This is a genomic window from Methylosinus trichosporium OB3b (genome assembly GCF_002752655.1).
Taxonomy (GTDB): Bacteria; Pseudomonadota; Alphaproteobacteria; order Rhizobiales; family Beijerinckiaceae; genus Methylosinus; species Methylosinus trichosporium.
Window position 1 is genome coordinate 3,099,239 of record NZ_CP023737.1, and the last position, 22,715, is coordinate 3,121,953.

At 65.6% G+C, this 22,715-nt stretch carries 15 protein-coding genes and 3 pseudogenes; 7 read left to right on the top strand and 11 right to left on the bottom strand.

All coding sequences use genetic code 11. From position 1 onward, the window contains the following. The first annotated feature begins 100 nt into the window (after nucleotides 1–100). The 5 genes and pseudogenes from tnpA to CQW49_RS25630 all read left to right on the top strand — a co-directional run. Nucleotides 101–508 carry an IS66-like element accessory protein TnpA gene (gene tnpA / locus CQW49_RS14855; protein WP_003613637.1) on the top strand — a complete coding sequence of 136 codons (408 nt, stop codon included), beginning with the start codon at nucleotides 101–103 and terminating at the stop codon, nucleotides 506–508. Further along, nucleotides 505–858 (top strand): IS66 family insertion sequence element accessory protein TnpB, encoded by a 354-nt coding sequence (tnpB, locus tag CQW49_RS14860; RefSeq protein ID WP_003613638.1) that lies wholly within the window; start codon nucleotides 505–507, stop codon nucleotides 856–858. The genes tnpA and tnpB overlap by 4 nt, the downstream gene beginning before the upstream one ends. A gap of 159 nt (nucleotides 859–1,017) precedes the next feature. Then, nucleotides 1,018–1,170 carry a DUF2905 domain-containing protein gene (locus CQW49_RS14865; protein ID WP_244441293.1) on the top strand — a complete coding sequence of 51 codons (153 nt, stop codon included), beginning with the start codon at nucleotides 1,018–1,020 and terminating at the stop codon, nucleotides 1,168–1,170. A gap of 41 nt (nucleotides 1,171–1,211) precedes the next feature. Further along, nucleotides 1,212–3,422: pseudogene (locus CQW49_RS14870) on the top strand (copper-transporting P-type ATPase); the annotation flags it as partial. Between the two features lie 387 nt (nucleotides 3,423–3,809). Next, nucleotides 3,810–4,040: pseudogene (locus CQW49_RS25630) on the top strand (OmpA family protein); the annotation flags it as partial. On the opposite strand, the gene CQW49_RS14875 reads toward CQW49_RS25630, so the two are convergent. From CQW49_RS14875 to CQW49_RS14885, 3 genes are all read right to left on the bottom strand, one after another. Continuing rightward, on the bottom strand, nucleotides 3,991–7,158 hold the full coding sequence (locus tag CQW49_RS14875; RefSeq protein ID WP_003613641.1) for an efflux RND transporter permease subunit: 3,168 nt from the start codon (nucleotides 7,156–7,158) through the stop codon (nucleotides 3,991–3,993). The pseudogene CQW49_RS25630 and the gene CQW49_RS14875 sit on opposite strands and share 50 nt — an antisense overlap. Next, nucleotides 7,155–8,684: an efflux RND transporter periplasmic adaptor subunit gene (locus tag CQW49_RS14880; protein ID WP_003613643.1), complete on the bottom strand. Its 1,530-nt coding sequence runs from the start codon at nucleotides 8,682–8,684 to the stop codon at nucleotides 7,155–7,157. Before CQW49_RS14880 ends, CQW49_RS14875 begins: the two co-directional genes overlap by 4 nt. 89 nt (nucleotides 8,685–8,773) lie before the next feature. Then, nucleotides 8,774–9,103: a hypothetical protein gene (locus CQW49_RS14885; protein ID WP_024749648.1), complete on the bottom strand. Its 330-nt coding sequence runs from the start codon at nucleotides 9,101–9,103 to the stop codon at nucleotides 8,774–8,776. 573 nt (nucleotides 9,104–9,676) lie between these two features. Here CQW49_RS14885 and CQW49_RS14890 point away from each other — a divergent pair. After that, on the top strand, nucleotides 9,677–11,209 hold the full coding sequence (locus CQW49_RS14890) for an FAD-dependent oxidoreductase (protein WP_003613646.1): 1,533 nt from the start codon (nucleotides 9,677–9,679) through the stop codon (nucleotides 11,207–11,209). A gap of 118 nt (nucleotides 11,210–11,327) precedes the next feature. Here the strand turns inward: CQW49_RS14890 and CQW49_RS14895 are convergent, their stop codons facing one another. The 6 genes from CQW49_RS14895 to CQW49_RS14920 all read right to left on the bottom strand — a co-directional run bounded on the left by CQW49_RS14895 (nucleotide 11,328) and on the right by CQW49_RS14920 (nucleotide 19,232). Further along, nucleotides 11,328–14,423, bottom strand: a complete 3,096-nt coding sequence (locus CQW49_RS14895) for an efflux RND transporter permease subunit (RefSeq protein WP_003613648.1) — start codon at nucleotides 14,421–14,423, stop codon at nucleotides 11,328–11,330. Next, entirely contained in the window at nucleotides 14,420–15,412 is a 993-nt protein-coding gene (locus CQW49_RS14900) for an efflux RND transporter periplasmic adaptor subunit (protein WP_040566428.1), read from the bottom strand. The genes CQW49_RS14895 and CQW49_RS14900 overlap by 4 nt, the downstream gene beginning before the upstream one ends. Before the next feature lie 29 nt (nucleotides 15,413–15,441). Next, nucleotides 15,442–16,806 carry a TolC family protein gene (locus tag CQW49_RS14905; RefSeq protein ID WP_003613652.1) on the bottom strand — a complete coding sequence of 455 codons (1,365 nt, stop codon included), beginning with the start codon at nucleotides 16,804–16,806 and terminating at the stop codon, nucleotides 15,442–15,444. Continuing rightward, nucleotides 16,803–18,116 carry an ATP-binding protein gene (locus tag CQW49_RS14910; protein ID WP_003613654.1) on the bottom strand — a complete coding sequence of 438 codons (1,314 nt, stop codon included), beginning with the start codon at nucleotides 18,114–18,116 and terminating at the stop codon, nucleotides 16,803–16,805. The genes CQW49_RS14905 and CQW49_RS14910 overlap by 4 nt, the downstream gene beginning before the upstream one ends. Continuing rightward, nucleotides 18,113–18,778, bottom strand: a complete 666-nt coding sequence (locus CQW49_RS14915) for a response regulator (protein WP_003613657.1) — start codon at nucleotides 18,776–18,778, stop codon at nucleotides 18,113–18,115. Before CQW49_RS14915 ends, CQW49_RS14910 begins: the two co-directional genes overlap by 4 nt. Nucleotides 18,779–18,860: 82 nt before the next feature. After that, complete coding sequence (locus CQW49_RS14920; RefSeq protein ID WP_244441294.1) at nucleotides 18,861–19,232, bottom strand: hypothetical protein; 372 nt, start codon at nucleotides 19,230–19,232, stop codon at nucleotides 18,861–18,863. Between the two features lie 95 nt (nucleotides 19,233–19,327). Between CQW49_RS14920 and CQW49_RS14925 the strand changes: the two genes are divergently transcribed. Further along, nucleotides 19,328–19,690 carry a helix-turn-helix domain-containing protein gene (locus CQW49_RS14925; protein WP_081735692.1) on the top strand — a complete coding sequence of 121 codons (363 nt, stop codon included), beginning with the start codon at nucleotides 19,328–19,330 and terminating at the stop codon, nucleotides 19,688–19,690. A 239-nt stretch (nucleotides 19,691–19,929) separates the two neighbouring features. Here CQW49_RS14925 and CQW49_RS14930 read toward each other — a convergent pair whose 3' ends face one another. Further along, complete coding sequence (locus CQW49_RS14930) at nucleotides 19,930–20,217, bottom strand: FecR/PupR family sigma factor regulator (protein ID WP_003613658.1); 288 nt, start codon at nucleotides 20,215–20,217, stop codon at nucleotides 19,930–19,932. A 198-nt stretch (nucleotides 20,218–20,415) separates the two neighbouring features. Further along, nucleotides 20,416–22,634, bottom strand: a pseudogene (locus CQW49_RS14935) (TonB-dependent receptor). Nucleotides 22,635–22,715: the final 81 nt, after the last annotated feature.

The following is a 22,715-nucleotide window of genomic DNA, read 5'->3' on the forward strand; positions in this document are numbered from 1 at the left end:
CGTAAGCGCCGTTGTGACCCCATTGATTCTTCGGGTTCGGAAGGACTTTTGGATGTGAGATTCTTCGGAGGGACAGCCATGTCTCTGGAAGGATCCGAAGATGAATGAGAATGCGACGGTCGATACGGCTTTTGGCGCGGGATTTGTGGGACGTGTGGATTTTCGTCGTTCACGTTCGGGCAATCGGCTGTGGTCGAAGGAGCTGAAGGGCCGGATCGTGCGAGAAAGCCTCGCGCCTGGAGCGCGCGTCGCCGATGTCGCCCGCAAATATCGGATATACGCGCAGCAATTGACGCAATGGCGCCGCCAGGCGCGCACCGGGCGGCTCGCGCTTGTGACCGACGGTCCCGCGGAGTTCGTGGAGATCGAGCTCGAGCAGCCGTCCGTTCGTAATGAGAGCGATGCGAAGATCGAGATCGTCGTCGGCAAGGTCGTGTTGCGGCTGGAGCAGGACACCGCGTCGACGCGCATCGCCGAGATCATGACGGCGCTGGAGCGTGGCGCGTGATCATTCCGTCGCAAGGGTTGCGGATCGTGCTCGCCGTGCGTCCCGTCGATTTTCGCTGCGGGCATGATGCGCTGGCCGCTCTGGTGCAAAACAAGCTCGGACTCGATCCGCATTCCGGCCTCATAGTCGTGTTCCGCTCGAAGCGAAGGGATCGCTTGAAGATTTTGTTGTGGGACGGAACCGGACTCGTGCTGATCTACAAGCGTCTTGGCGATAACGGTTTTTCTTGGCCGCAGGTCAGCGACGGCGTCCTGCAATTGAGCCGGGTGCAGTTCGAAGCTCTATTCGACGGGCTCGACTGGAAGCGCGTCGGCGAGCGGATCGTGGCGACGCCGACCGCGGCGAACTGATCGCAACTTCGGCTTCATTCGGCGCCTTGCTTGCGATAGATTCGCCGACATGACGCCGAGCTTCGATCCCGCCAGACTCGCAGAGCTGCCTGCCGATCTGCGCGCCGAACTACGCGCATTGTTCGAAGCTCAACGCGCCTTGTTCTGATCCTCGTCGGCTTGGCCTGGCTCATCGGCGAGCGGCTCGGCCTCGGCCGCCTGCCCGGCGACATAATGGTCGAACACGGCGACTTCCGCCTCTATATTCCCATCACGACATCGCTGATCGTCAGCGTCGCGCTGAGCGTCGTATTCTGGTTTTTCAATCGATGACCCGCCGCGATCCAGCCCCGTTGTTTCTGAAGGGTTCTCCGATGGCCGACGAGCATGCCCATCACCACTCGCATGAGGAGCGGGCGCCTACTCCGGCGAAGACCACGCTCGGGGATGGCGCTGGGCGCGGCTCGCAGCAGGATGTGATCTACACCTGCCCAATGCATCCGCAGATTCGTGAGCTGCAGCCCGGCAATTGTCCGATCTGCGGAATGACGCTCGAGCCCGTCCTCGCGAGCGTCGAGACAGGACCGAGCCCGGAGCTCGTCGACATGACGCGGCGCTTCTGGATCGGCCTCGCTCTCGCGGTTCCAGTCCTCGTTCTGGAGATGGGCGGACATTTCTTCGGCCTTCACCATCTCGTTCCGCCGCAGACCTCCAATTGGATTCAATTCGCTCTGGCGACTCCGGCGGTGCTGTGGGCCGGCGCGCCGTTCTTCGCGCGGGCGGCGCGGTCGCTCGTCACGCGCAATCTCAACATGTTCACGCTCATCGCCATGGGCACGGGCGTCGCCTGGGCCTATAGCGTGCTCGCGACCTTCGCGCCGTCGCTGTTTCCCGCGGCCTTCCGCAATGCGGATGGCTCGGTCCCGATCTATTTCGAGGCCGCCGCCGTCATCACCGTTCTCGTGCTGCTCGGCCAGGTGCTGGAGCTGCGCGCGCGAGAGCAGACCGGCGGCGCGATTCGCGCTCTGCTCGATCTCGCGCCAAAATCCGCGCGCCGCGTCGCGGCCGATGGCTCGGACGAGGACATTCCGCTCGAGCAAGTGGTGGTCGGCGATCGCCTTCGCGTGCGGCCCGGCGAAAAGATTCCCGTCGATGGCGAGCTGCTCGACGGCCGCAGCTCGATCGACGAATCCCTGGTCACGGGCGAGTCGCTGCCAGTGTCCAAGAACGCCGGCGACCGGCTCATCGGAGGCACGCTCAACCAGAGCGGCGGCTTTGTCATGCGCGCCGACAAGGTCGGCAGCGACACGATGCTCGCGCGCATCGTCGACATGGTCGCCGCGGCGCAGCGCAGCCGCGCGCCGATCCAGCGGCTCGCCGATCAGGTCTCCGGCTGGTTCGTGCCGGCCGTCATCGGCGTCGCCATTCTCGCCTTCATCGCCTGGGCCCTCTGGGGACCGGAGCCGCGCATGGCCTATGGCCTCGTCGCGGCGGTCTCTGTCCTCATCATCGCCTGCCCCTGCGCGCTCGGCCTCGCGACGCCCATGTCGATCATGGTCGGCGTCGGACGCGGCGCGCAGAGCGGCGTGCTCATCAAGAACGCCGAGGCGCTGGAGCGCTTCGAGAAGATCGACACGCTCGTCGTCGACAAGACCGGCACGCTGACGGAAGGAAAGCCTCGCGTGACGGACGTCCGACCGACAGCGGGGCTCGCCGAAAATGATATCCTGCGCCTCGCCGCGAGCCTCGAACGGGCTAGCGAGCATCCACTGGGGCAGGCGATCGTGCAATCCGCGCTCGCGCGCGGGCTCGAGCTCTCCGAGGCGAAGGATTTCGATTCGCCGGTCGGCAAAGGCGTGACGGGCGTAGTCGAGGGCAGGTCGCTCGCCATCGGCAATCGCCGCTTCCTGGATGAGATCGGCGTGGACGCCGGCGCCGCAGATGCGGAAGCCGAGCGGCTCAGGGAAGACGGCGCCACCGCGATTTTCGTCGCTATCGACGGCGCCGTCGTCGGCGTGATCGGCATCGCCGATCCCATCAAAGAGACGACGCCCGCCGCTCTTCGAGCATTGCGGAAAGACGGCGTCCGCGTCGTCATGCTGACGGGCGACAATTGGACGACGGCGCGCGCGGTGGCCAAGCGGCTCGGCATCGACGAGGTCGAAGCCGAGATCCTCCCGGAGGACAAGAGCAAGGTGGTGAGCCGGCTGAGAGAGTCCGGCCGCATCGTCGCCATGGCGGGCGATGGCGTCAATGACGCGCCGGCGCTCGCCGCCGCCGATGTCGGGATCGCCATGGGGACGGGAACCGATGTCGCCATCGAGAGCGCCGGCGTCACCTTGCTGAAAGGCGATCTGCGGGGCATCGTCCGCGGCCGGCGCCTCTCGGCCGCAACAATGCGCAACATTCGCGAGAATCTCTTCTTCGCCTTTTTCTACAACGCCGCCGGCGTGCCCATCGCCGCCGGCGCGCTCTATCCCGCCTTCGGTCTGCTGCTGTCGCCGACGATCGCCGCCGCCGCCATGGCGCTCTCATCGGTGAGCGTGATCGCCAATTCGCTGCGATTACGCCGATCGCAAATCGACGAGCCGGCCGCCGCCGGCGCGCCGCGTCGCCCGGAACGATCGAGACGTCTGGCGTTGGCGGGGGCGACGGCCGCCGCGCTGGCGATCGCGGCGGGGCTGGCGTGGCGCGACTGGCGGCCGCTCTTCCCCGTCGCCGAGACGCCGCCGTCTCCGGCGCAGCGCGAGCCGGCGCCCTCGGTCGTGGAGCGACCAGCCGAAGCGCCGAAGACGGATGCGCGATCCGGCGTCGCTGCGGGCGAAGGGGTGGAGTCGAAGCTGCGCGCCTATCTCGAGAGCGAAACGCCGCCAGCGCGAAAGCTCGCCTGGTTCGAGCTCGACGGCGTGGCATTTGTGCCGCGCGAAGCCAGACTGCAGCCCTCCGCGCAATCGCGATTGCAGGCGATCGCCGATGTTCTGGCGACCCATCCCCGCGCCAGAGCGATCGTCGCCGTCCATGGCGACGCCAAGAAGCTGTCGAAGCAGCGGGCGGAGGCGGTCGTCCTGGCGCTGACGCGGCTCGGCGTCGACGCCTCTCGCCTGCGCGCGCGGGCGCTCGCGTCGAAGCCCTCCGCCGTCACGGGATCGAGCGTCAATTCCGAACCGGACGGCCGCGTGCTGCTCGGCCTGCGTTCGAAGTGACTCCGGCGCGAGGCAAGCGGAAGCCCTTGACGAGCGCATAGATCGCCGGAATGACGACGAGCGTCAGCGCCGTCGAGGACGCCATGCCGCCGATCATCGGCGCCGCGATGCGCTGCATGACCTCCGAGCCCGCGCCATGGCTCCAGAGGATCGGCAGCAGGCCGGCGATGATGGCCGTGACCGTCATCATCTTCGGGCGCACGCGCTCGACGGCGCCGCGCATGATCGCTTCGTGCAGATCGGCGCGCGTGAAGGCGCGGCACTGCGCGACCCGCTCGGCGGCGATCTCTTTCATGGCCTGATCCAGATAGATCAGCATGACGACGCCGGTCTCAGCGGCGACGCCGGCGAGCGCGATGAATCCGACCGCAGCGGCGACCGAGAGATTGAAGCCCATCATCCACATCGCCCACACGCCGCCGACGAGCGCGAAAGGCAAGGACGCCATCACGATCAGCGTCTCCGTCGAGCGACGGAAATTGAGATAGAGCAGCAGGAAGATGATCGCGAGCGTCAGTGGAACGACGAGCTTCAATCGCGACTCGGCGCGCTGCATATATTCGAACTGCCCGCTCCAGGTCACATAGGCTCCAGCGGGAAAAGAAACCGATTGCGCAACGGCTTTCTGCGCCTCGGCGACATAGGAGCTGAGATCGCGGTCGCGCACGTCGACGAAGACATAGACCGCGAGCTGGCCGTTCTCCGTGCGGATCGACGTCGGCCCGCGCGTGAGCTCGATCCTCGCGACTTCACCCAGAGGAACTGCGCCGCTGCGCGGCAGCGGGACGAGCACTTCTCTCGCGATCGTCTGCGGATCGGAGCGGAACTCGCGCGGATAGCGGATGTTGACGCCATAGCGCTCGCGCCCTTCGACCGTCGTCGTGATCGTCTCGCCGCCGAGCCCGGTGGCGATCACCTCCTGCACATCGCCGATCATCAGATTATAGCGCGCGAGCGCCGCGTGATCGGGGACGATGTCGAGGAAATAGCCGCCGTTGACGCGCTCGGCATAGGCGCTCGCCGTGCCGGGAACGCGCTTCAGCACGGCCTCGACTTGCTTTGCGACGCGCTCCATCTGCGCGAGATCGCGGCCGAAGATCTTCACGCCGACCGGCGTGCGAATGCCCGTCGCGAGCATGTCGACGCGCGCCTTGATCGGCATGGTCCAGGCGTTGGAGACGCCGGGAAATTGCAGAGCGGCGTCGAGCTCGGCGACGAGCTTGTCTGTCGTCATTCCCGGCCGCCATTGATCTTTCGGCTTCAGGCTGACGACCGTCTCGAACATTTCGAGCGGCGCCGGATCGGTCGCCGTCGCGGCGCGGCCCGCCTTGCCATAGGCGGCCGCGACCTCGGGAAAAGATTTGATGATGCGGTCCTGCGTCTGCAGCAGCTCCGCGGCCTTGGTGACGGAGAGCCCGGGCAGAGTCGTCGGCATATAGAGCAAGGCGCCTTCATCCAGCGTCGGCATGAACTCTCCGCCGAGCTGGCGCGCCGGAACGATCGTCGCGACGATCGCGAGAAATGCGAGAAGGATCGTCGCCGTCTTCGCCTTCAGGACGCGCGCGATGATCGGGCGATAGAGAAAAATCAGCGCGCGATTGATCGGATTTTTCGTCTCCGGCATGATGCTTCCGCGCACGAAGACGACCATCAGCGCCGGAACCAGCGTCACCGAGAGCAGCGCCGCCGCCGCCATGGAAAAAGTCTTGGTGAAAGCCAGCGGCGCGAACAGCCTTCCCTCCTGCGCCTCCAGCGTGAAGATCGGCAGAAAGGACACGGTGATGACGAGCAGGCTGAAGAACAGCGCCGGCCCGACCTCGCTCGCCGCCTCGATCACTATGTCGATGCGGGGCTTTTCCGGCGGCGCGCGCTCCAGATGCTTGTGGGCGTTCTCGATCATCACAATCGCGGCGTCGACCATCGCGCCGATGGCGATGGCGACGCCTCCGAGGCTCATAATGTTGGAGCCGAGGCCGAGCGCCTTCATCGCCGCGAAGGCGATCAGCACGCCGACCGGCAGCATGATCACCGCGACGAGCGCGCTGCGCAAATGCAGCAGGAATGCTGCGCAGACGAGGGCGACGATGACACTCTCCTCGACGAGTGTCCCGCGCAATGTCTCGATCGCCGCATGAATGAGCTGCGAGCGATCATAGACGGTCGCAATCTCGACGCCCTTCGGCAGCGCGGGCGCGAGCCGGGCGAGCGCCGCCTTCACATTGTCGATCACGCTCAGCGCATTGACGCCATAGCGTTGCAGCGCGATTCCGCTCGCGACCTCGCCCTCGCCGTCGAGCTCGGCGACGCCGCGCCTCTCGTCCGGCCCGAGCTCCACCCGCGCGACGTCGCGCAGCAGCAGCGGCGTGCCGTTCTCCGCGCGCAGGCCGATGTGCTCAATGTCGGCGGCGCTCTTCAGATAGCCGCGGCCGCGCACGATGAACTCGAATTCTGAGAGCTCCACCGTGCGGCCGCCGACATCCGTATTGCTGGCGCGGATCGCCTCGCGCAGCTGCTTCAAGGAGACGCCGAGCGCGCGCAGCCGATTCGGATCGACGACGACATTATATTGCTTGACGAAGCCGCCGACGCTCGCGACCTCCGCCACGCCTTCGGCCTTAGAGAGGCCGTAGCGCAATGTCCAATCCTGCAGCGAGCGCAGCTCGGCGAGCGTCATCTCCTTGGCGACGAGCGCATATTGATAGACCCAGCCGACCCCGGTCGCATCGGGACCGAGCGTCGGCGTCACGCCCTGCGGCAGCTTCTTGGCCGCGGCGCTCAAATATTCGAGCACGCGCGAGCGCGCCCAATAGAGATCGACGCCATCCTCGAAGATCACATAGACGAAGGAGACGCCGAAGAAGGAGAAGCCGCGCACCACCTTGGAGCGCGGCACGGTCAGCATCGCGCTCGTCAGCGGATAGGTGACCTGATCCTCGACCACCTGCGGCGTCTGCCCCGGATATTCCGTGTAGACGATCGCCTGCACGTCGGACAGGTCGGGAAGCGCGTCGAGCGGCAGCGTGCGCAGCGCATAGGTTCCCGCCCCGACCGCAAAACCTGCGCCGAGAAAGACGAGGACGAGATTGCGCGCCGACCAGGCGATGAGACGGGAGATCATCGCTCCGTCTCCGCTCCCGCGAGCGTCTGCAGCGCCGCCCGCAGATTGCTTTCCGAGTCGATGAGAAAATTGGCCGCCGTCACCACCCGGTCCGTCTCGTCGAGCCCGCTCCTTACCTCGACGAATCCCTCGCCGCGCCGGCCGAGCGTCACCTCGCGCGGCTCGAAACGCCCATCGCCCTTGTCGAGCAGCACGAGCGCGCGCTTGCCGGTCTCGATCACCGCGCTCTCGGGCGCGGTCACGATCTGCTCCGCGTCGCCGGCCAGAATCTCCGCCTCGACATACATGTCGGGCCGCAGGGTCAGATCGGCGTTGGCTAGCTCGATGCGCACGCGCGCCGTGCGCGTCTCGCGATTGATCTGCGGATAGACGACTGTCACCTTGCCCGTGAACACGCGATCGGGAAGGCCGCGCGCTCTGATCTCGACAGGCTGGCCGACGCGCAGCCGCGCATAATCCTGCTCGGCGACGTCGACGAGCGCCCAGACGACGGAGAGATCGGCGATCCGAAAAAGCACTTGCCCGGCTTCCGCCTTCATTCCGTCGACGGCGCTGCGTTCGAGAATGACGCCGTCGCGCGGCGCGGGCCAGGAGACGCTCGCCGGCACGCGGCGGCTGCGAGATATTTCGGCGATGAATTCCAACGGCGCGTTCAGCGTCTCGAGCTTCCTCCGCACGCCCTCGAGCAAACCCGTGTCCCCGCTCCGAGCGTTCGCAAAAGCGAGATAATCCGCCGCCGCAGCGGCGATGGCCGGCGAATAGAGCCGCGCCAGCGGCTGACCTTTGAAGACGCGCGCGCCTGTCGTGACATCGGCGACCTTCTCGACAAAAGCCTCGGAGCGCGTCGCGACCACGGCGACGCGGCGCTCGTCGACCTGCACTGAGCCGGGCACGCGAATCCTGGCGACGAGCGGCCGGCGCCGGACCAATTCTGCGCGCACGCCCGCGCGCTGGATTTTTCCGGGCGCGATGCGCAGCCTGCCATCGACCTCGACGTCCTCCCCTTCATAGACGGGCGTGTAATCCATGCCCATCGAATCCTTTTTCGGAATAGCCGATACATCCGGCAGACCCATCGGATTGCGGTAATAGAGGATGCGTTTCGCGCGTGGCTTTGTGGAGAGCTCTGAGAGGATCGCACGCAGATCGGCCGGCCGGACCGGCAGATAATCCATCCCCATGCCGTCCTTTCGCGGGAACGAGGAGATATCGTCGCCACCCATCGGATCGCGATAGAAGAGCGGCTCGTCGCGCGAGGTTGCGGGCGGGTCGGGAAGCTTCGCGAGCGGCCCGATCTGCGAGCGGCGCACGGGCAGAAACTCCATACCCATTCCGTCCTTGCGAGGATCGCGCGAAACCTCCGCGCCGCCCACCGGGTCTCGGTAGAAGAGAATGGGATCGTCGAGCGCGGCGGCCGGCGCCGGGTGATCCGACCGGGCCGCGTCGGAACGGGAAGCGTGAAGCATGGACGCGGTCACGCTCGCGGCGAGCGCGAGCGCGCCGAGAAGAGGCGCGTAAGGAGGCATAGTTTCGATCTCCGGCCGCAGCGGCGGCGGATTGCGTTGAAGCTCGGAAAGCCGGCCGTCGCGAGAGCGGCGGCGCCGGCGGTGCGGCTTCAGGCGATCGGAGGTCGAAGGTCGGGAGAACCGGTCAGGGAGGCGGGATCGGCGTCGCTCGTCGCGACGATCGCCTCCGTCGAGGGCATGACTGGTAGGCGGAAGAAGGCTTCGACCGGGCCGGCGGCCACTGGAATCTGAACGCAGGATATGGCCGCACAATCATCCGCGGCCCGGGAGCGCTGGTCTCCAACGGCCTTGTGGCAGTCTTCCATCGTCGCGGCGCTCATGCCATCGCATCCATGATCGGCGCGCGGCGCCAGCCCCGCGCCGATCAGCAGCGAGACCAACGCGGCCATAGGAAGAAGCGCGCGGAGCAGACGAAGCATGGAACCAATCTATCACCGGCGAGCGAAAGCGCAAACCTGACGTCTTCCACATACGGCGAGAGCCGACTGGATTATAGGGCCGGACTTGCCAGCCACGATTCGACACGGAGTATTCTAACCGGTTTTCGAGGGTCCAAAGAAACGCCCCGCCGCTTCATCCACGGTCGGGGCGCATCTCGTACCTCAGGCTCAGGGGGAACCTTCGGCATTCTCAAGACTAAGGGCGAAGGCTCGGCCGAGCAAGGCTGCCGGGCGGACGCGGATCGCCTGGGTCGAACTGGCCGGTCGGGCAATGACACATACATCGCTGGTTCGGTGCTCTCCCCCTTCCTCGAGCATCGCGTCTCGGCTGGTCGACATTCGATTCAACAATCGAGCGACAATGCTTGTAAAGCGCGGCCGCGAGACGAAGCTTGGCTCCGACGCCACTTCGATAAATTTGACAGGGTTTGAGCGAAATGACCGCGCGGGGGCGGCGTCCATCTCTTGTGCGGCCCCTCACTCTCGCATATTTTTTGGAATGAAATTTCAGGCGAACGGCGCGCCGCCGTTCAAGGAGAAAGCGAGACAGCGATGTCGGAAGACCCGCAAAGTCCGATCGGCCCTGATTTCTCGCAGGGCGTCGCTCTCGCTGATCTCGCAGCCGCAGGGAAAATAAGCGGCCGCGTGGGCGAGGAAGAGGTTCTCGTCGTGGTTTGCGACGAGAAAATATTCGCCGTCGGCGCACATTGCACGCATTACCATGCGCCGCTGATCGACGGCCTCGCCGAGGACGGCGTCCTTCGATGTCCCTGGCATCATGCGCTCTTCGATCTTGCGACGGGCGAAGCTCTGCATGCTCCCGCCTTCGCGCCGCTCGCTTGCTGGGAGATCGAGCGAGAGGGAGACAAGGTGTTCGTGCGAAAGCGCCTAAAATCGTCGGCGCGCGCGCCAAAAGTCGAGCCCTTCGAGACGAGCCTGGAAAATATCGTGATCATCGGTGCGGGCGCGGCGGCGTTCGCTGCAGCCGAGCAGCTGCGGCGCAAGGGCTATGGCGGAAAAATCGTCATGGTCAGCGACGACGCCGATCCGCCGGTCGATCGTCCGAACTTGTCCAAGGATTATCTCGCCGGAAACGCCCCTGAAGAATGGCTGCCGCTGGGAACGGATGAATTCGATCTCGAGCGCGAGGTCGATTTGCATCTCGGCGCGCGCGCCACGCAACTCGACCCGGACAAGAGGACAGTGACGCTCGCCGATGGGACGACGCTCGCATACGACCGCCTATTGCTGGCGACAGGCGCCGAACCCATTCGCCTTTCCATCCCCGGAGCCGATTTGCCGCATGTCCGCACGCTCAGGTCGTTGATGGATTGCCGGGCAATCATCGAGCGTCTTCCGACTGCGAGTCGGGCCGTGGTGCTCGGCGCAAGCTTCATCGGGCTCGAAGTCGCGGCGTCGCTTCGCGCGCGTGGGCTCGACGTCCATGTCGTGGCTCCGGAGAAGCGGCCGATGGAACGCGTGCTCGGTCCGCAAATCGGCGATTTCGTGCGAAGCCTGCACGAACGACATGGTGTGGTCTTCCATCTCGATGATGTCGCTACCGGCGTTACGGAACGCCAGGTCGCCCTGAGAAGCGGCAGCGTGTTGGACGCCGACCTCGTTGTCTGCGGCGTCGGCGTCCGTCCTCGCCTGACGCTCGCGGAAGCGGCCGGTCTCGTCCTCGATCGAGGCGTCGTCGTCGACGCATTTCTCGAAACCAGCGCGCCGGGCGTCTTCGCGGCGGGCGACATCGCGCGCTGGCCGGATCCTCATAGTGGCAAGAACATTCGGGTCGAACATTGGAACGTCGCCGAAAGGCAGGGCCAGATCGCCGCGCTCAACATGCTCGGCGCGCGAAGGGTCTTCACGGCCGTCCCGTTCTTCTGGAGCCAGCATTACGACGTGGTCATCAATTATGTCGGCCACGCGGAAGCCTGGGATGAAATCGAGGTGGACGGCGACATCGCGTCGCGAGACTGCCTGCTGACCTATAAGGAGAATGGCCGCGTCATGGCGGTCGCCTCGATATTCCGTGACATCGACAGCCTGCGCGCAGAAATCGCGATGGAGCGGATGCCGGCATAGATATCATAGTGGTTATTGTGACGAGAAAATTGCTGTGATCGCAGCGATGTGCGCTGCGACCTTCGCGCCTGTTGTTCCGATGGCGTGCTCTTGACGGGTGCCCTTGTACTTGGGCCCTCTAGCCGATGGTCGACAGCGCGACATCATCGACTTTCGGTCTGGCATAGCGCGCATACAGCGCCGGAACGAGGAAGAGATTGAGGATCGTCGAGGTGAATATGCCGCCGAGGATCACCACGGCCATCGGATATTCGATCTCCTGACCCGGAACCAGGCCCTGGACGACCAGCGGCAGCAATGCCAGCGCGGCGCAGCTCGCCGTCATCAATATGGGCACGAGCCGCTCCTCGGCGCCGCGCATCGCGAGCTCGGGTCCGAACAGCACGTTCTCCTGCAATTCGAGACGCCGGTAATGGCTCAGCAACAGAATGCCGTTGCGGGCGGCGATCCCGAGCACGGTCACGAAACCGACCAATGACCCGAGCGACAGCACGCCGCCGCCGAGCCAAGCCCCGGCTACTCCGCCGATCAGAGCGAAGGGCAGCGTGATCGCGGTGAGCGCCACCAGCCGGAGCGAACGAAAGTCTACATAGAGCAGCAGCAGGACGCCGAGCAGCGAACCGGCGGCGAGCCACGCCAGCCGATCGCGGGCGGCCTGGCGCGCCGCATATTCGCCGACGATTTCGGCATGGTGGCCGGGCGGAAAGCGGAGCGCCCGGACCCGAGCCTCCACGTCCCGCGCGACGGCGCCGAGGTCGGCCCCTGTGGCCACGTCGAGCGTCACGTCGAGTCGGCGGGAGGCGTTCTCGCGCTTGATCTCGCTCGGCGCGGGGGCGATCTCGAAATCCGCGACATCGCCCAGCGGCGCGCGCGCCCCCGACGGCGTGTCGATCACCGCCTCGCGCAGCGCCGCGAGGTCATGACGCACGCGCTCCTCGCCCCAGACGGCCACTTCGACGATTTTCTGCTCCCGATAGATCTCGCCAACCTTGGCTCCCTGCGTCAGGGTCGCCGCCGCACGCCGGATCTGGCCCGCCGTCAGGCCGAACAGCGCCGCCGCATCGGGCCGGATCCGCATCTGCGCCTGGGGCGTCGGCGACTGCGGCTCCACCTTCAGATTGGCGACGCCGCGGACGCCGGCCAGGTCCCGGGCGATCTCCTCGCCCTTCTCCCGCAGCGCCGCCAGATCGGGTCCGAAGAACCTCACCACGATGGCGCCGCTGGCCCCGGTCAGCACTTCCTTGAGACGTTCCCGAAGATAGGTCAGCACGTCGCGATAGAGGCCGGGATAGCCGTCGACCACCGATTTGATGCGCGCGACAGTCGCGTCATAGTCCGCTTTCGAGTCGACGCTGATCCAGAGTTCCGTGAAATTCGGTCCGACGACCTCGTCGGCGGCCTGCGCGCGGCCGATATGCGCGCCGAAGCTCTGAACGCCGGGAATGGCCCGCAGCTCCCGGCTGACGCGCTCGGTGATCCGCCGCATGGCCTCGAGCGAGGTTCCGGGCTTCTCCACCCAGTGCATCAGAAAATCGGTCTCCTTGAAGTCTGGCAGGAAGGCCTGGTCGAGCCGGAGCAGCGTGAGGCCCGCGAGCGCGAAAGCGATCAGAAGCGTCCTGACCACGACGGCGGGACGATCGATGATCCAGGGCAGCATGGCGCGGTAGCGCCGCTTCAGGAAACGGGTGAGAGGGGCGTCGCCCTCCCGCCGCGGCGCGCCGGGCAGGAGCGTCAGGCACAGGACGGGGGTGACGGTCAGTGCCACCGCGAGGGAGGCGAGGATTGCGAGAAGATAGGACCAGGCGAGCGGCCGGAAGAATGCGCCGGCGAGGCCGTCGAGGAAGAACACCGGCGCGAACGCCAGTGCAATGATGAGACTCGCGAACACGACGGCGCTGCGCATTTCGAGGGAGGCCAGCAGCACGACCCGGAAGGACGACAGGGGCCGCTGCGCCAGTTCGTTCTGCCGCAGCCTGCGGAGCACATTCTCGACGTCGATGACGGCGTCGTCCACGACCTCCCCCACCGCGATGGCGAGTCCGGCCAGGACCATCGTGTCGAGCGCGCCGCCGCGCAGATGAAGCACGGCGGCCGCCGCCAGCAGAGACAAGGGGATGGCGGAGATGCTGATGAGCGCGGCGCGCCATTCGAACAGAAAGGCGATCAGGATCATCGCCACCAGAGCGCAGCCGATCGCCAGCGTATGGGTCAGACGATCGAGCGCGCGCTCGATATAGGTCGCGGGGCGGAAGATGTTCGCATCGATCGCCACGCCTTCGAGGGCCGGCCGCAGCGCCTCCAGCGCCGCCTCGACCTCGCGCGTGACCTCCAGCGTATTGGCCGCGGGCTGTTTCTCCACGATCAGGAGAAGGCCCGGCCCGTCGTTCACGACCGCATCGCCGATCGGCGGCGGATGGCTCTCCACGACCTCCGCCACGTCGCCGAGCCGCAGCGGCGCCCCGCCGGCGAACTGCACCACTGTGTGCGCCAAGTCCTCCGGCGTCTGGACGGGCGCGAGATGGCGGATAGGCACTCGCTGATTCGGCGTGTCCAGGAACCCGCCGGCCGTCACCGCCGCCGCGTCGCCGGCGGCGCGGACCACCGCGTCCAGGCTCACGCCATGGGCGGCCAGCCGATCCGGATCGACGCGCACCTGGAGCTGCCGGTCCCGCTGGCCCCAGATCGCCACATTGGCGACCCCGGGAACCGCCATCAGCCGCGGCCGAATCGTCCAGAGCGCCAGCTCCGAGAGGTCCATTTGGGAAAGGGTCGGCGACGAGACGCCGATCTTCATCATCCGGCTCGTGGAGGAGAGAGGCGGCATGAGCACGGGAACGCGCGCCACGGCAGGCAGACGCGGCGCGACCAGAGCCACCCGCTCCTGAACCAATTGGCGCGTCCGCGTGAGGTCGGAGCCTTCCCGGAACAGGCAAACCACCGAAGACAGGCCGAGCACCGACTTGGAGCGGAGCGTCTTCAGCCCCGCGGTCCCATTCACTGCGCTCTCCAGAGGCACTGTGACGAGGCTCTCGACCTCCTCCACGGAAAGTCCCGGGGCTTCCGTCTGGATTTCCACGATCGGCGGCGCGAATTCGGGAAACACGTCGAGTGGCGTCACGCGCGCGGAATGCAGGCCGAACACGATCAGGACCGCGGCGAGCGCGAGCGTCAGGAGCCGCTGCCGAAGCGCGGCGGCGATGAGCCGGTGCATCATTTGCCGACCCCGAACTCGACGCCGAACAATTCGGCGGCGCCGGTCGCCGCCACGCGTGCGCCGGGCCGCACGCCGCCGGCGAGAACGGCCATGCCGTCGACCGCGCGCTCAACCTGAACCCGCCGCCGCGCGAAGGTCGTCGCATCGGTCTGCTCGTAAAGCCAGGTCCCTCCCTCGGCGTCATACACGATCGCTGACCAGGGAGCGGTCAGCGTCGCGCCCTCCTGACGTAGCGGAAGGGTCACGCCGACCCGCTGGCCGAGGCGGAAAGCGCGATCGGAGTTCGGCAGCCGATAGAACAAATCGACGGTGAACGCCGCCGGATTGGCGGACGGCGGCGCATCGACCGGAACCGCAGATGATCCCCCCGCATCCGTGCCGCCGCCGAATCCTCCGACGCGCGCAGTCCCGTTCCGATCGATTTTCGGAAGATCGCCCACATAGACGGGGACTCGCACCCAGACTTCCGCCGGGCTCGCCGCCTCCAATATCGCCGGACCGAGCAGATCGCGGCGCGCCTCCGCCGTGCGCAGTCCTGCTTCCGCCTGGCCGACCTGCACGCGCGTCTCGTCGACCGTCCGCTCCGTGCCCACCTTGTCCCGCCGCATCTGCTCGGCGCGGCGCAACGCCTGCTGTGCGCCTTCCAACTGGACCCGCGCCTGCTCCACCTGCCCATCCGCCTCGATCTGCGATTGCGCCAGCCGCACCTGTTCGGCCGGCGACAGCACGGGCAAAATCGTGAATACGGATTGTCCGGCGCTCCGGGCCGCGGTCGACGCCGACACGGTGATTTCGCCGCCGAATATCCGCGTCCGCGGCAGAATGCGCGACTCCACTGGAGCGGTTGTCAGCCCGAGCCGCCGCGCCGCTTCGGGGGTGAGCGTGACTTTCGTCAGCTCCGCCTCCTTGATCGGCTTCTCGACCCGAGCCGGCGCCGGTTCGGCGGCCGCGAGGTCGAGGCATGCGACGATGGCGAGGCCGCAGGACATTCGTCTGCGAGGTCGTGGATGCGGAAATTTCATGTGCGAGCGTTCTGGATTCGAGAAGGCGTGGACAGGCTGTGTCCGATGCTGCGTTCGAGCTCGGCGCGCGCGCGGCGGAGATCGGCCGCCGCGCCGATCGCCTTGAAGCGCGCATCGGCCAATTTGCGCTGGGCGTCCAACACGAACAGCAAGGTCACATGGCCGTCCGCGTAGGCCCGCCCGGCGCGCTGCGCGGCGTTGGAGAGCAGGGGCAGGACCCCGCTGCGCCATTGATCATGGCTTTGCTTCGCGAGGACGAAACGCACGGCCGCCTCGCGGACATCGAGCATGATGCGGTCGCGGACAGTGACATAGAACCGGGCGGCTTTTTCGAGCCGCGCCTGCCCTTGCGCCGTGCCGCCCTGGTTCTGGTTGAAGATAGGCAGGGCGATGTCGAGGCCCGGCCCCGACACCGTCTGCTGATTGACGTCCTTGGCGCTGAAGATGCCGGTGACGGTGAAGGTCTCGACCCTCGCGAGGCCGAGGCGCCGCCCCGCCGCCTCCACGCCGAGCTCGGCCGCTCGCAGATCTGGACGCGCGGCGAGAGCGTCTCGCACCAGGGCTTCCGGATCGCCCGGCGCGGCCGAAGACAGAGGATCGACGATGATTTTGGTTGGCCAATGCTCCCGGGCGAGGCCCGCGAGCGAGCGCAATCGTTCTCCGGCGATGTCGGCTTCGCTCCGCAAACGGTCCTGCTGCTCCTTCGCCTGGCGTGCGTCGGCCTGAGCGCTCGCGGTCTCGAGCTCCGTTGCGTCGCCGGCGCGAAGCCGCGCGCGCGTGAGCTCGGCTGTGTCCTGGGCGAGCTTCGCCATCGTCGCGGCGAGCTCGGCCCGCTCGCGCGCCGACGCGAGCTCCGCGCAGGCCACGCGCATATCGCGGATCAGGTCCAACCCGTTCTGGACCAGCCGCTGGATCGTGCGCTCCACCTCCTGCTCGGCGATCTCCATCCGGGCGGGACGGAGCCAGAACGCCTCGACAGGGTAGCGGAGCATCAGCTCGAACGGTTTCACGCCGCCCGGGAACAATGTCCAAACGGTCGGATTTGGCAGCATGCCAGCCTGCGCGAGATCGGCGCGCGACAGTCCGAGATCGGCGAGACTCTCGCGAAACGAGGCGTTGTTCCAGAGCGCCAGCGCCACCAGCTCGTCCTCGGACAATCCGTCGGCGGGCGAAACGCCCGGTGGCCATGTGGTTTCGCCGGTCGTCGCATCGCCGAGGCCGCGCCCTGTGCGCGCCGCCAGCTCGGCCGACACCCCGCCGACGTCGCCCAGACCTTCGACCGCGCAGCCGCCGGACAGCAGGCAGGCGCAAACGCACAGCGCCGCTCGCCGGTGTCTTCGAAACACCTTTCGAAACGTCATGGCGTCGCCCCGTCCCAGCGCACCCGGACCACGAGGCCTCGCCCACCCTCATTGTCCTCGAGCTGGACATCGGCGCCGTGCCAGTCGGCGATCGAACGGACGATGGCGAGCCCGAGCCCGCTGCCCGGCTCCGCGGCGGCGGCTCCCCGGTAGAAACGATCGAACACGCGCTGCTTTTCCTCGGGCGGCACGCCGGGGCCTTCATCGCGGACGTCCAGGCGAATTCCGTCGCCGCCCGTTCTCACCTCGACATCCACCCGGCCGCCGGCGGGCGAATAGCGAATGGCGTTGTCGATGAGATTGCGCAGCAGGATCGCGAGAGCGGCTTCGTCGCCCATGACGACCGCGGGCTCCGCCGCCTCGAGACCCAGATCGACGCCGCGATCGGCGGCGACCGGCGCGAGACCGGCGACCTCCGACTCAGCGAGAGCATCCAGGCGCAGCGGAACAAATCGGCGTTGCGTCGCCTCCGGATCGAGCCGAGCCAGAGTCAGCAGCTGATGCACCAGATGGTTGGCGCGGGCGATACCCTCGCGGAGCGCCGCGATGGCGGCGGCTTTCCGATCCGGATCGGCGCGCTCGGCCACCTGGGCCTGCAGGGACAGGGCGGCCAGCGGCGTGCGGAGCTCGTGCGCGGCGTCGGCGATGAACTGCCGCTGCGCCGCCAGAACCCGGTTCAGGCGCGACAAGAGGTCGTTCAAGGACCGGGCCAGCGCGCCCACCTCGCGCGGCAGCCCGTCGTCGGGAATGGGGTCGAGGGCCTCGGGAGTGCGCTCTTGCACCGCTTCGACAATGATCCGGAGGGGGCCGAGACCGCGATCGAGACCGAACAGGACCAGCGCGGCCGCAGCCGGCAGCAGGACCAGCAACGGGGTGAGCAGGCGCAGAGCGATTTCTTTGGCGGTGTCCCGGCGTTCCCCATGGGATTGCGCCGTCTGGATCAGCGCATCCGCCGTCTTCAGCGTGAACATCCGCCAAGGCGAGCCGCGCCATTCGATATCGGACCAGCCCTCGGGGGTCTCGGCGGGCAGAGGGGGAAACGGATGCGAGCTGCGCCGCAAGGTCCCGTCGCGGCCCCGGACCTGCGTGACGAAATCGATCTCCTCCGCCGCCGGCGGCGGCGCTTCGGAGCCGGACGGGCGCGCCGAGCGGTCGAATTGCGAATAGGCGGCCTGGCGCAACGCCTTGTCGAAGAGTTCGTCGATCTCCTCGCGCACGCTGAACCACGTCGGAACGGCGAACGCCAATCCCGTCAACAGCAATGCGGGAGAGAGCCAGAGAAGAAGCCGGCGCTGGATCGAGGCGTTCATATCTTCGCCACCCGAAACCCCACGCCGCGCACATTGACGATGGTCTCTCCGCCGAGCTTCTTGCGGAGATTGTGAAGATGAACGTCGACCGCGTTGCTGGCGACCTCCCGATCCCAGCCGTAGAGACGCTCCTCCAGCCGGCTGCGCGACAGGACGGCGCCGGGCGGCTCCAGCAGGGCCTGAAGCAGGGCGAATTCCCGGGGCGAGAGCTCCAACGATTCCCCGTGCAGCCAGGCTTCGTGGGTGACGGGGTCGAGGCGGATCGGGCCATATTCGATCGCCGCCGCTGCGCGTCCCGCCCCGCGGCGGGCCAGGGCATGGATGCGCGCAATCAGCTCTTCCAGGTCGAAGGGCTTCACCAGATAGTCGTCGGCGCCGCTGTTCAGGCCCTTGACCCGATCCGCCACCGCGTCGCGGGCGGTCAGGATCAGCACCGGAATGGCGTCGCCCTGGCGGCGCAGCTCGGCGAGCAGGTCGAGGCCCGAGAGCCGAGGGAGCGCCAGGTCGAGCAACAGGACGGCGTAGCCATTGTTCGGGGTCGCCAACGCCAGTCTGGCGTGTTCGCCGTCCCTGGCCCAGTCGACGACGAGATGGTCTTGCTCCAAGCCTTCGCAAATCGCGCGGCCGATCATGCCATCGTCCTCGACCAGCAACACACGCATACGCCAATCGCCTCTCAGCGCTCCGATCAAGCTCCGTGTAACGAGGCGAAAATTAAGTGGTTATTAAGGCGACGAGCCCTGGTTAGTAGCCGTCCGTTCGCCGTGTCCTGACGTTTTCCAACGCCTCTCGAATCATTTCGTCGACCGCAAATCGGACATTGCGCTCGAGCGAGTCGAGCCCGTCTCTGCCGATCAGATAGAGAGCGTCGTCGATGTGCGACTCGAGAATGTTACGGGAAATGACGAGGTGGTCGGAACGTGCGCCTTTCAATCTCGCTCTGATGGTCGCCATTGCAGCGTCACGTAGCGCGTGACCGAACTGCTGGCGTGTGCTCAACAGTATCGTCGCCAATGAAACCGCATCACCCAGGTGCTTCTCACGCATGTTCGCGCTTTCGGTCGGTTTGCGAGGTTGCTCGACGTTCGTCGACGTTCGTCGGGCAACCTTGCCCATCTGCCGCGCCGCCGCTTCCCTCCTCCCGGGCATCGGCAACCGTCTGTAGAGTATACTCTGTAGATAAATACTCTTCAAGCTGGCTGGCTCTCGTCATGGAAATGCGAGAGACGCTGGCGCGTATCCTGAAGAAATATCGACAGGCTCAAGGCCTGTCGCAGGAGGAGCTCGGACATCGGGCTGAACTGGACCGCACCTACATCAGCTCGCTCGAACGCTGCGTTTATTCGGCCACGGTCGATGCCGTCGAGCGCCTCGCCGCTGCTCTCAACATCCCGGCGCTCGAGCTTCTGACGCCTTCGAACGAAAGTGCGGAGCCGAAGTCGTCGTCGTCTGCTTCCGGGGAAGGCGACGTCGCGATGTCGCCGGCCCCGTCTCGGAACGACGTAAAGCCGGTTCGAAAAGGCCGGCGGCCAGCGCAAATGCGTGCAGCCGTTGGAAAGACGCCAAGTCCGTAGTCGAGCGACCACGGAACGAGCAAGAGCGTCACATCGGCGAGAGCGCCGCTTCTGGTGATGTTAGCCGGGCGAGGTCCGCCAGAGGCGGCGGCCGCGTACGTCCGTCGACCGAAGCGCGCGACGACCCCGCAAGGGATGGCCGGGGACCTGCTCCTCAAAAAAGCGCTGTATTGCCGCCGCCCGTTTCGGTCGTGTAGTCGGCCTCCCGGTGCAGTATGAGCGCAGATATCGCGAAGCGTCTATGACGAACAGCACCGCGCGCCGGCCTCCGCGGCGCGCGGACCACTTTCGAGCGCCTCGACGAGCGTCGCGTCATTCTTCTGCAGCCACTCCGTAGCCTGTCGAAACGCGGTCGATCCCCACATCGCTTCGAGATCGCGATATTCCTGGGCATGACGCGGACTGAGAGAACACCAGTGCTCGAAAGCGGCCTGCATCGTCGCGTCGACCGGCTCGTTGCGCAAGCGGGCGAACCATTCGAGCGCCCCGTCGACGATCGGGTCGTCGTGGACGACGGTCGTCGCCATTGATGAAGATGGCTGCCTCATTAGATTTATTCCCGAATGTCAACGCGGCCGTCGCCCTTCGCGTCGCGCGCAACGGAGGAGAGCGACATGGGCGGCGTCGCCGATGTCTGGCGCAGAAACGATTCGAAATTCTGCGCACCGCAAAGCCGAGGAGAATGGATCGGACGGCGTATTGACGACCGCCCGACCCTTCGGGAGTCAAAAATTCGCTGTCACGGAAAAACGGAACGTTCGCGGCGCTCCGGGGGTGATATTATTGTTGCCATCCGCCGTGGCGATATAACGGTGGTCGAGCAGGTTCTCGACATTGAGCTGAGCTCTCCACTGTTCGTTCAAGTTGAAGTAGACTGCGGCGTCGACCCGCGTGAACCCTGGGATATTCACCATGTCGTCAGACGACGCGAAATAATCAGTGTAGTGGATCACTCCGACGCCAGCCCCCACATCGGCGTGAACTGATAGCGATTCCACAGCGAGAATGTGTTGTAAGGGACGAGCCCCACGCGGTTGCCCGCGACGATCGACGCCGACGTATTGCTCTTGATCTTGGCGTCGGTATGCGCATAGCCGCCCGAGATCTGCCAATCGTCAGTGACATAGCCGGTGAGGCCGACCTCGACCCCCCGCGTCTTCGTCGCGCCGCTGAGAATGAAAAATCCCGCATTGTTGGGGTCGGGCAAACGCTGGTTCGTGCGATCCAGATCGTAGAACGCCGTCGTGAACTGCAGCTTCGGCAGTATGTCCCACTTCAGGCCGACTTCCTTATTTTCGAATTTCTCGGGCGCGGCGACCGCGAGGCCGGGGGTCAATGCGCTGAACTGATCACCGGCGCTGGGCAGGTAGGACACGCTATAGCTTCCGTAAATCGATAGATTCTCCACTGGCTTCACGACGATTCCGCCGCGTGGAGAAACGAAATTGTCCGCTCTGGCCTGCACGACTCCCGTACGCCGATCACGGGATTGCAAATCGAAATGATCGAATCGAACGCCGCCGATCAGTTGGAGAAACGGGGTGATCTCCACCTGATCCTGAAGATAGGCGGCGCCGAGATCGAGCCCGTACGTATTATTGGCGCCCGATGCGATATTGCGGAATGTCACAGGCGCGTAGGTCACGGGGGCGAGCGGGGATACTGCGAGCGTCGTCTGCGCCGGATTGTAGTTGAAGTAGCCATCCTGCCGATAGCTCAAACCATTTTGATGGCCGACTTCGCCGCCCAGAACCACGGTATGCCGCGCTGGTCCGGTCTCGAACTTGTAGGTCAGATCCGTTTGATTGAAGATATTTTGGCGATCCGTCTCATTATTGTATGAGGTCAGATTCACCGACGTCCCGGCCACATTCACGGCGCCGCCCGGATAGATATTTTGATAGAACTTGTCGTAGTTCGCGAACTGCAACGAATTCTTGATCGACAGGCCCCCGCCGAAATCGTGATCGACGACGCCTGTGGCGATATGGACGTCGGCCACGGCATAGTTGAGATCCGGATTACCGAAATAGGTCGACCTCGAAGTCAGATAAGGATACTGCGGAAGCATGCCCCCCGGCCGCTGTTGGGACGGGATGCCCCGGTCGGTCACTCGCCAGTCGTGAAGGTATTCATAGCTCAACTTGATGGACGTGCTGTCCGTCGGGGCGAAAGTGATCGTCGGGTTGAAGGCATAGCGCTCCAGACGCACGAAGTCGCGGTAGCTTTCGGTATTCTCATAGAACGCGTTGAATCGCACGGCCACATTTTCATTCACGGCCTGGCCGACATCGACCGATGTCCTGAAACCTGGAAAAGAATTTCCACCGACGGTCACCTCCCTCACGGTCGCGCCATCTGCCTCCTTCAGAACACGATTGACGACGCCGCCGCCGCCGCCGCGTCCGAAGATCATCGCATTGGGTCCCTTGAGGACCTCCAATCGCTGAAGATTGTAGAAATCACGGAAATATTGCACGTCGTCGCGTATCCCGTTCACATAAAAATCGGCGTTGCTTCGCTGCCCTCTGATAATGAGGTCGTCGCGATGGGACTCGCCCTGATGTGGAATGAGCCCCGGCACGTAACGAATGGCTTGGCCGATCGAAGTCAAAGCTTGATCCTGGATGAATTGCTTCGTGATCACCGATACCGACTGGGGAACGTCGATGAGGGGCGTGCTGGTCTTTGTCGCGGTCGACAGGCTTCGCGTAATGTAGCCTTGCTGACCAGAGCGCGCGTCCTGATTGTTCGCTACGGGCGTCTGTCGAACCTGATTGCTCGCATTGTCTATGGTGATGGGCGGCAACTCCGTCGGGGCTGGACGACCCTCTTGCGCTGCGGCGGGACGAAAACTTTCCGAGACGGCGAAGCAGAGGATCGCGCTCGATGAAATCAGAAGCGTCGACCGCAGTCGTTGTTGGTTACTTTGGGCTATTTTCATAGAAGACATCCTGCACCCCATTCGAATTTCCGCGCCTCGGGTCGCTGCGGTTTCGCGCCCTCTTGGTTACGGAACGCTGTT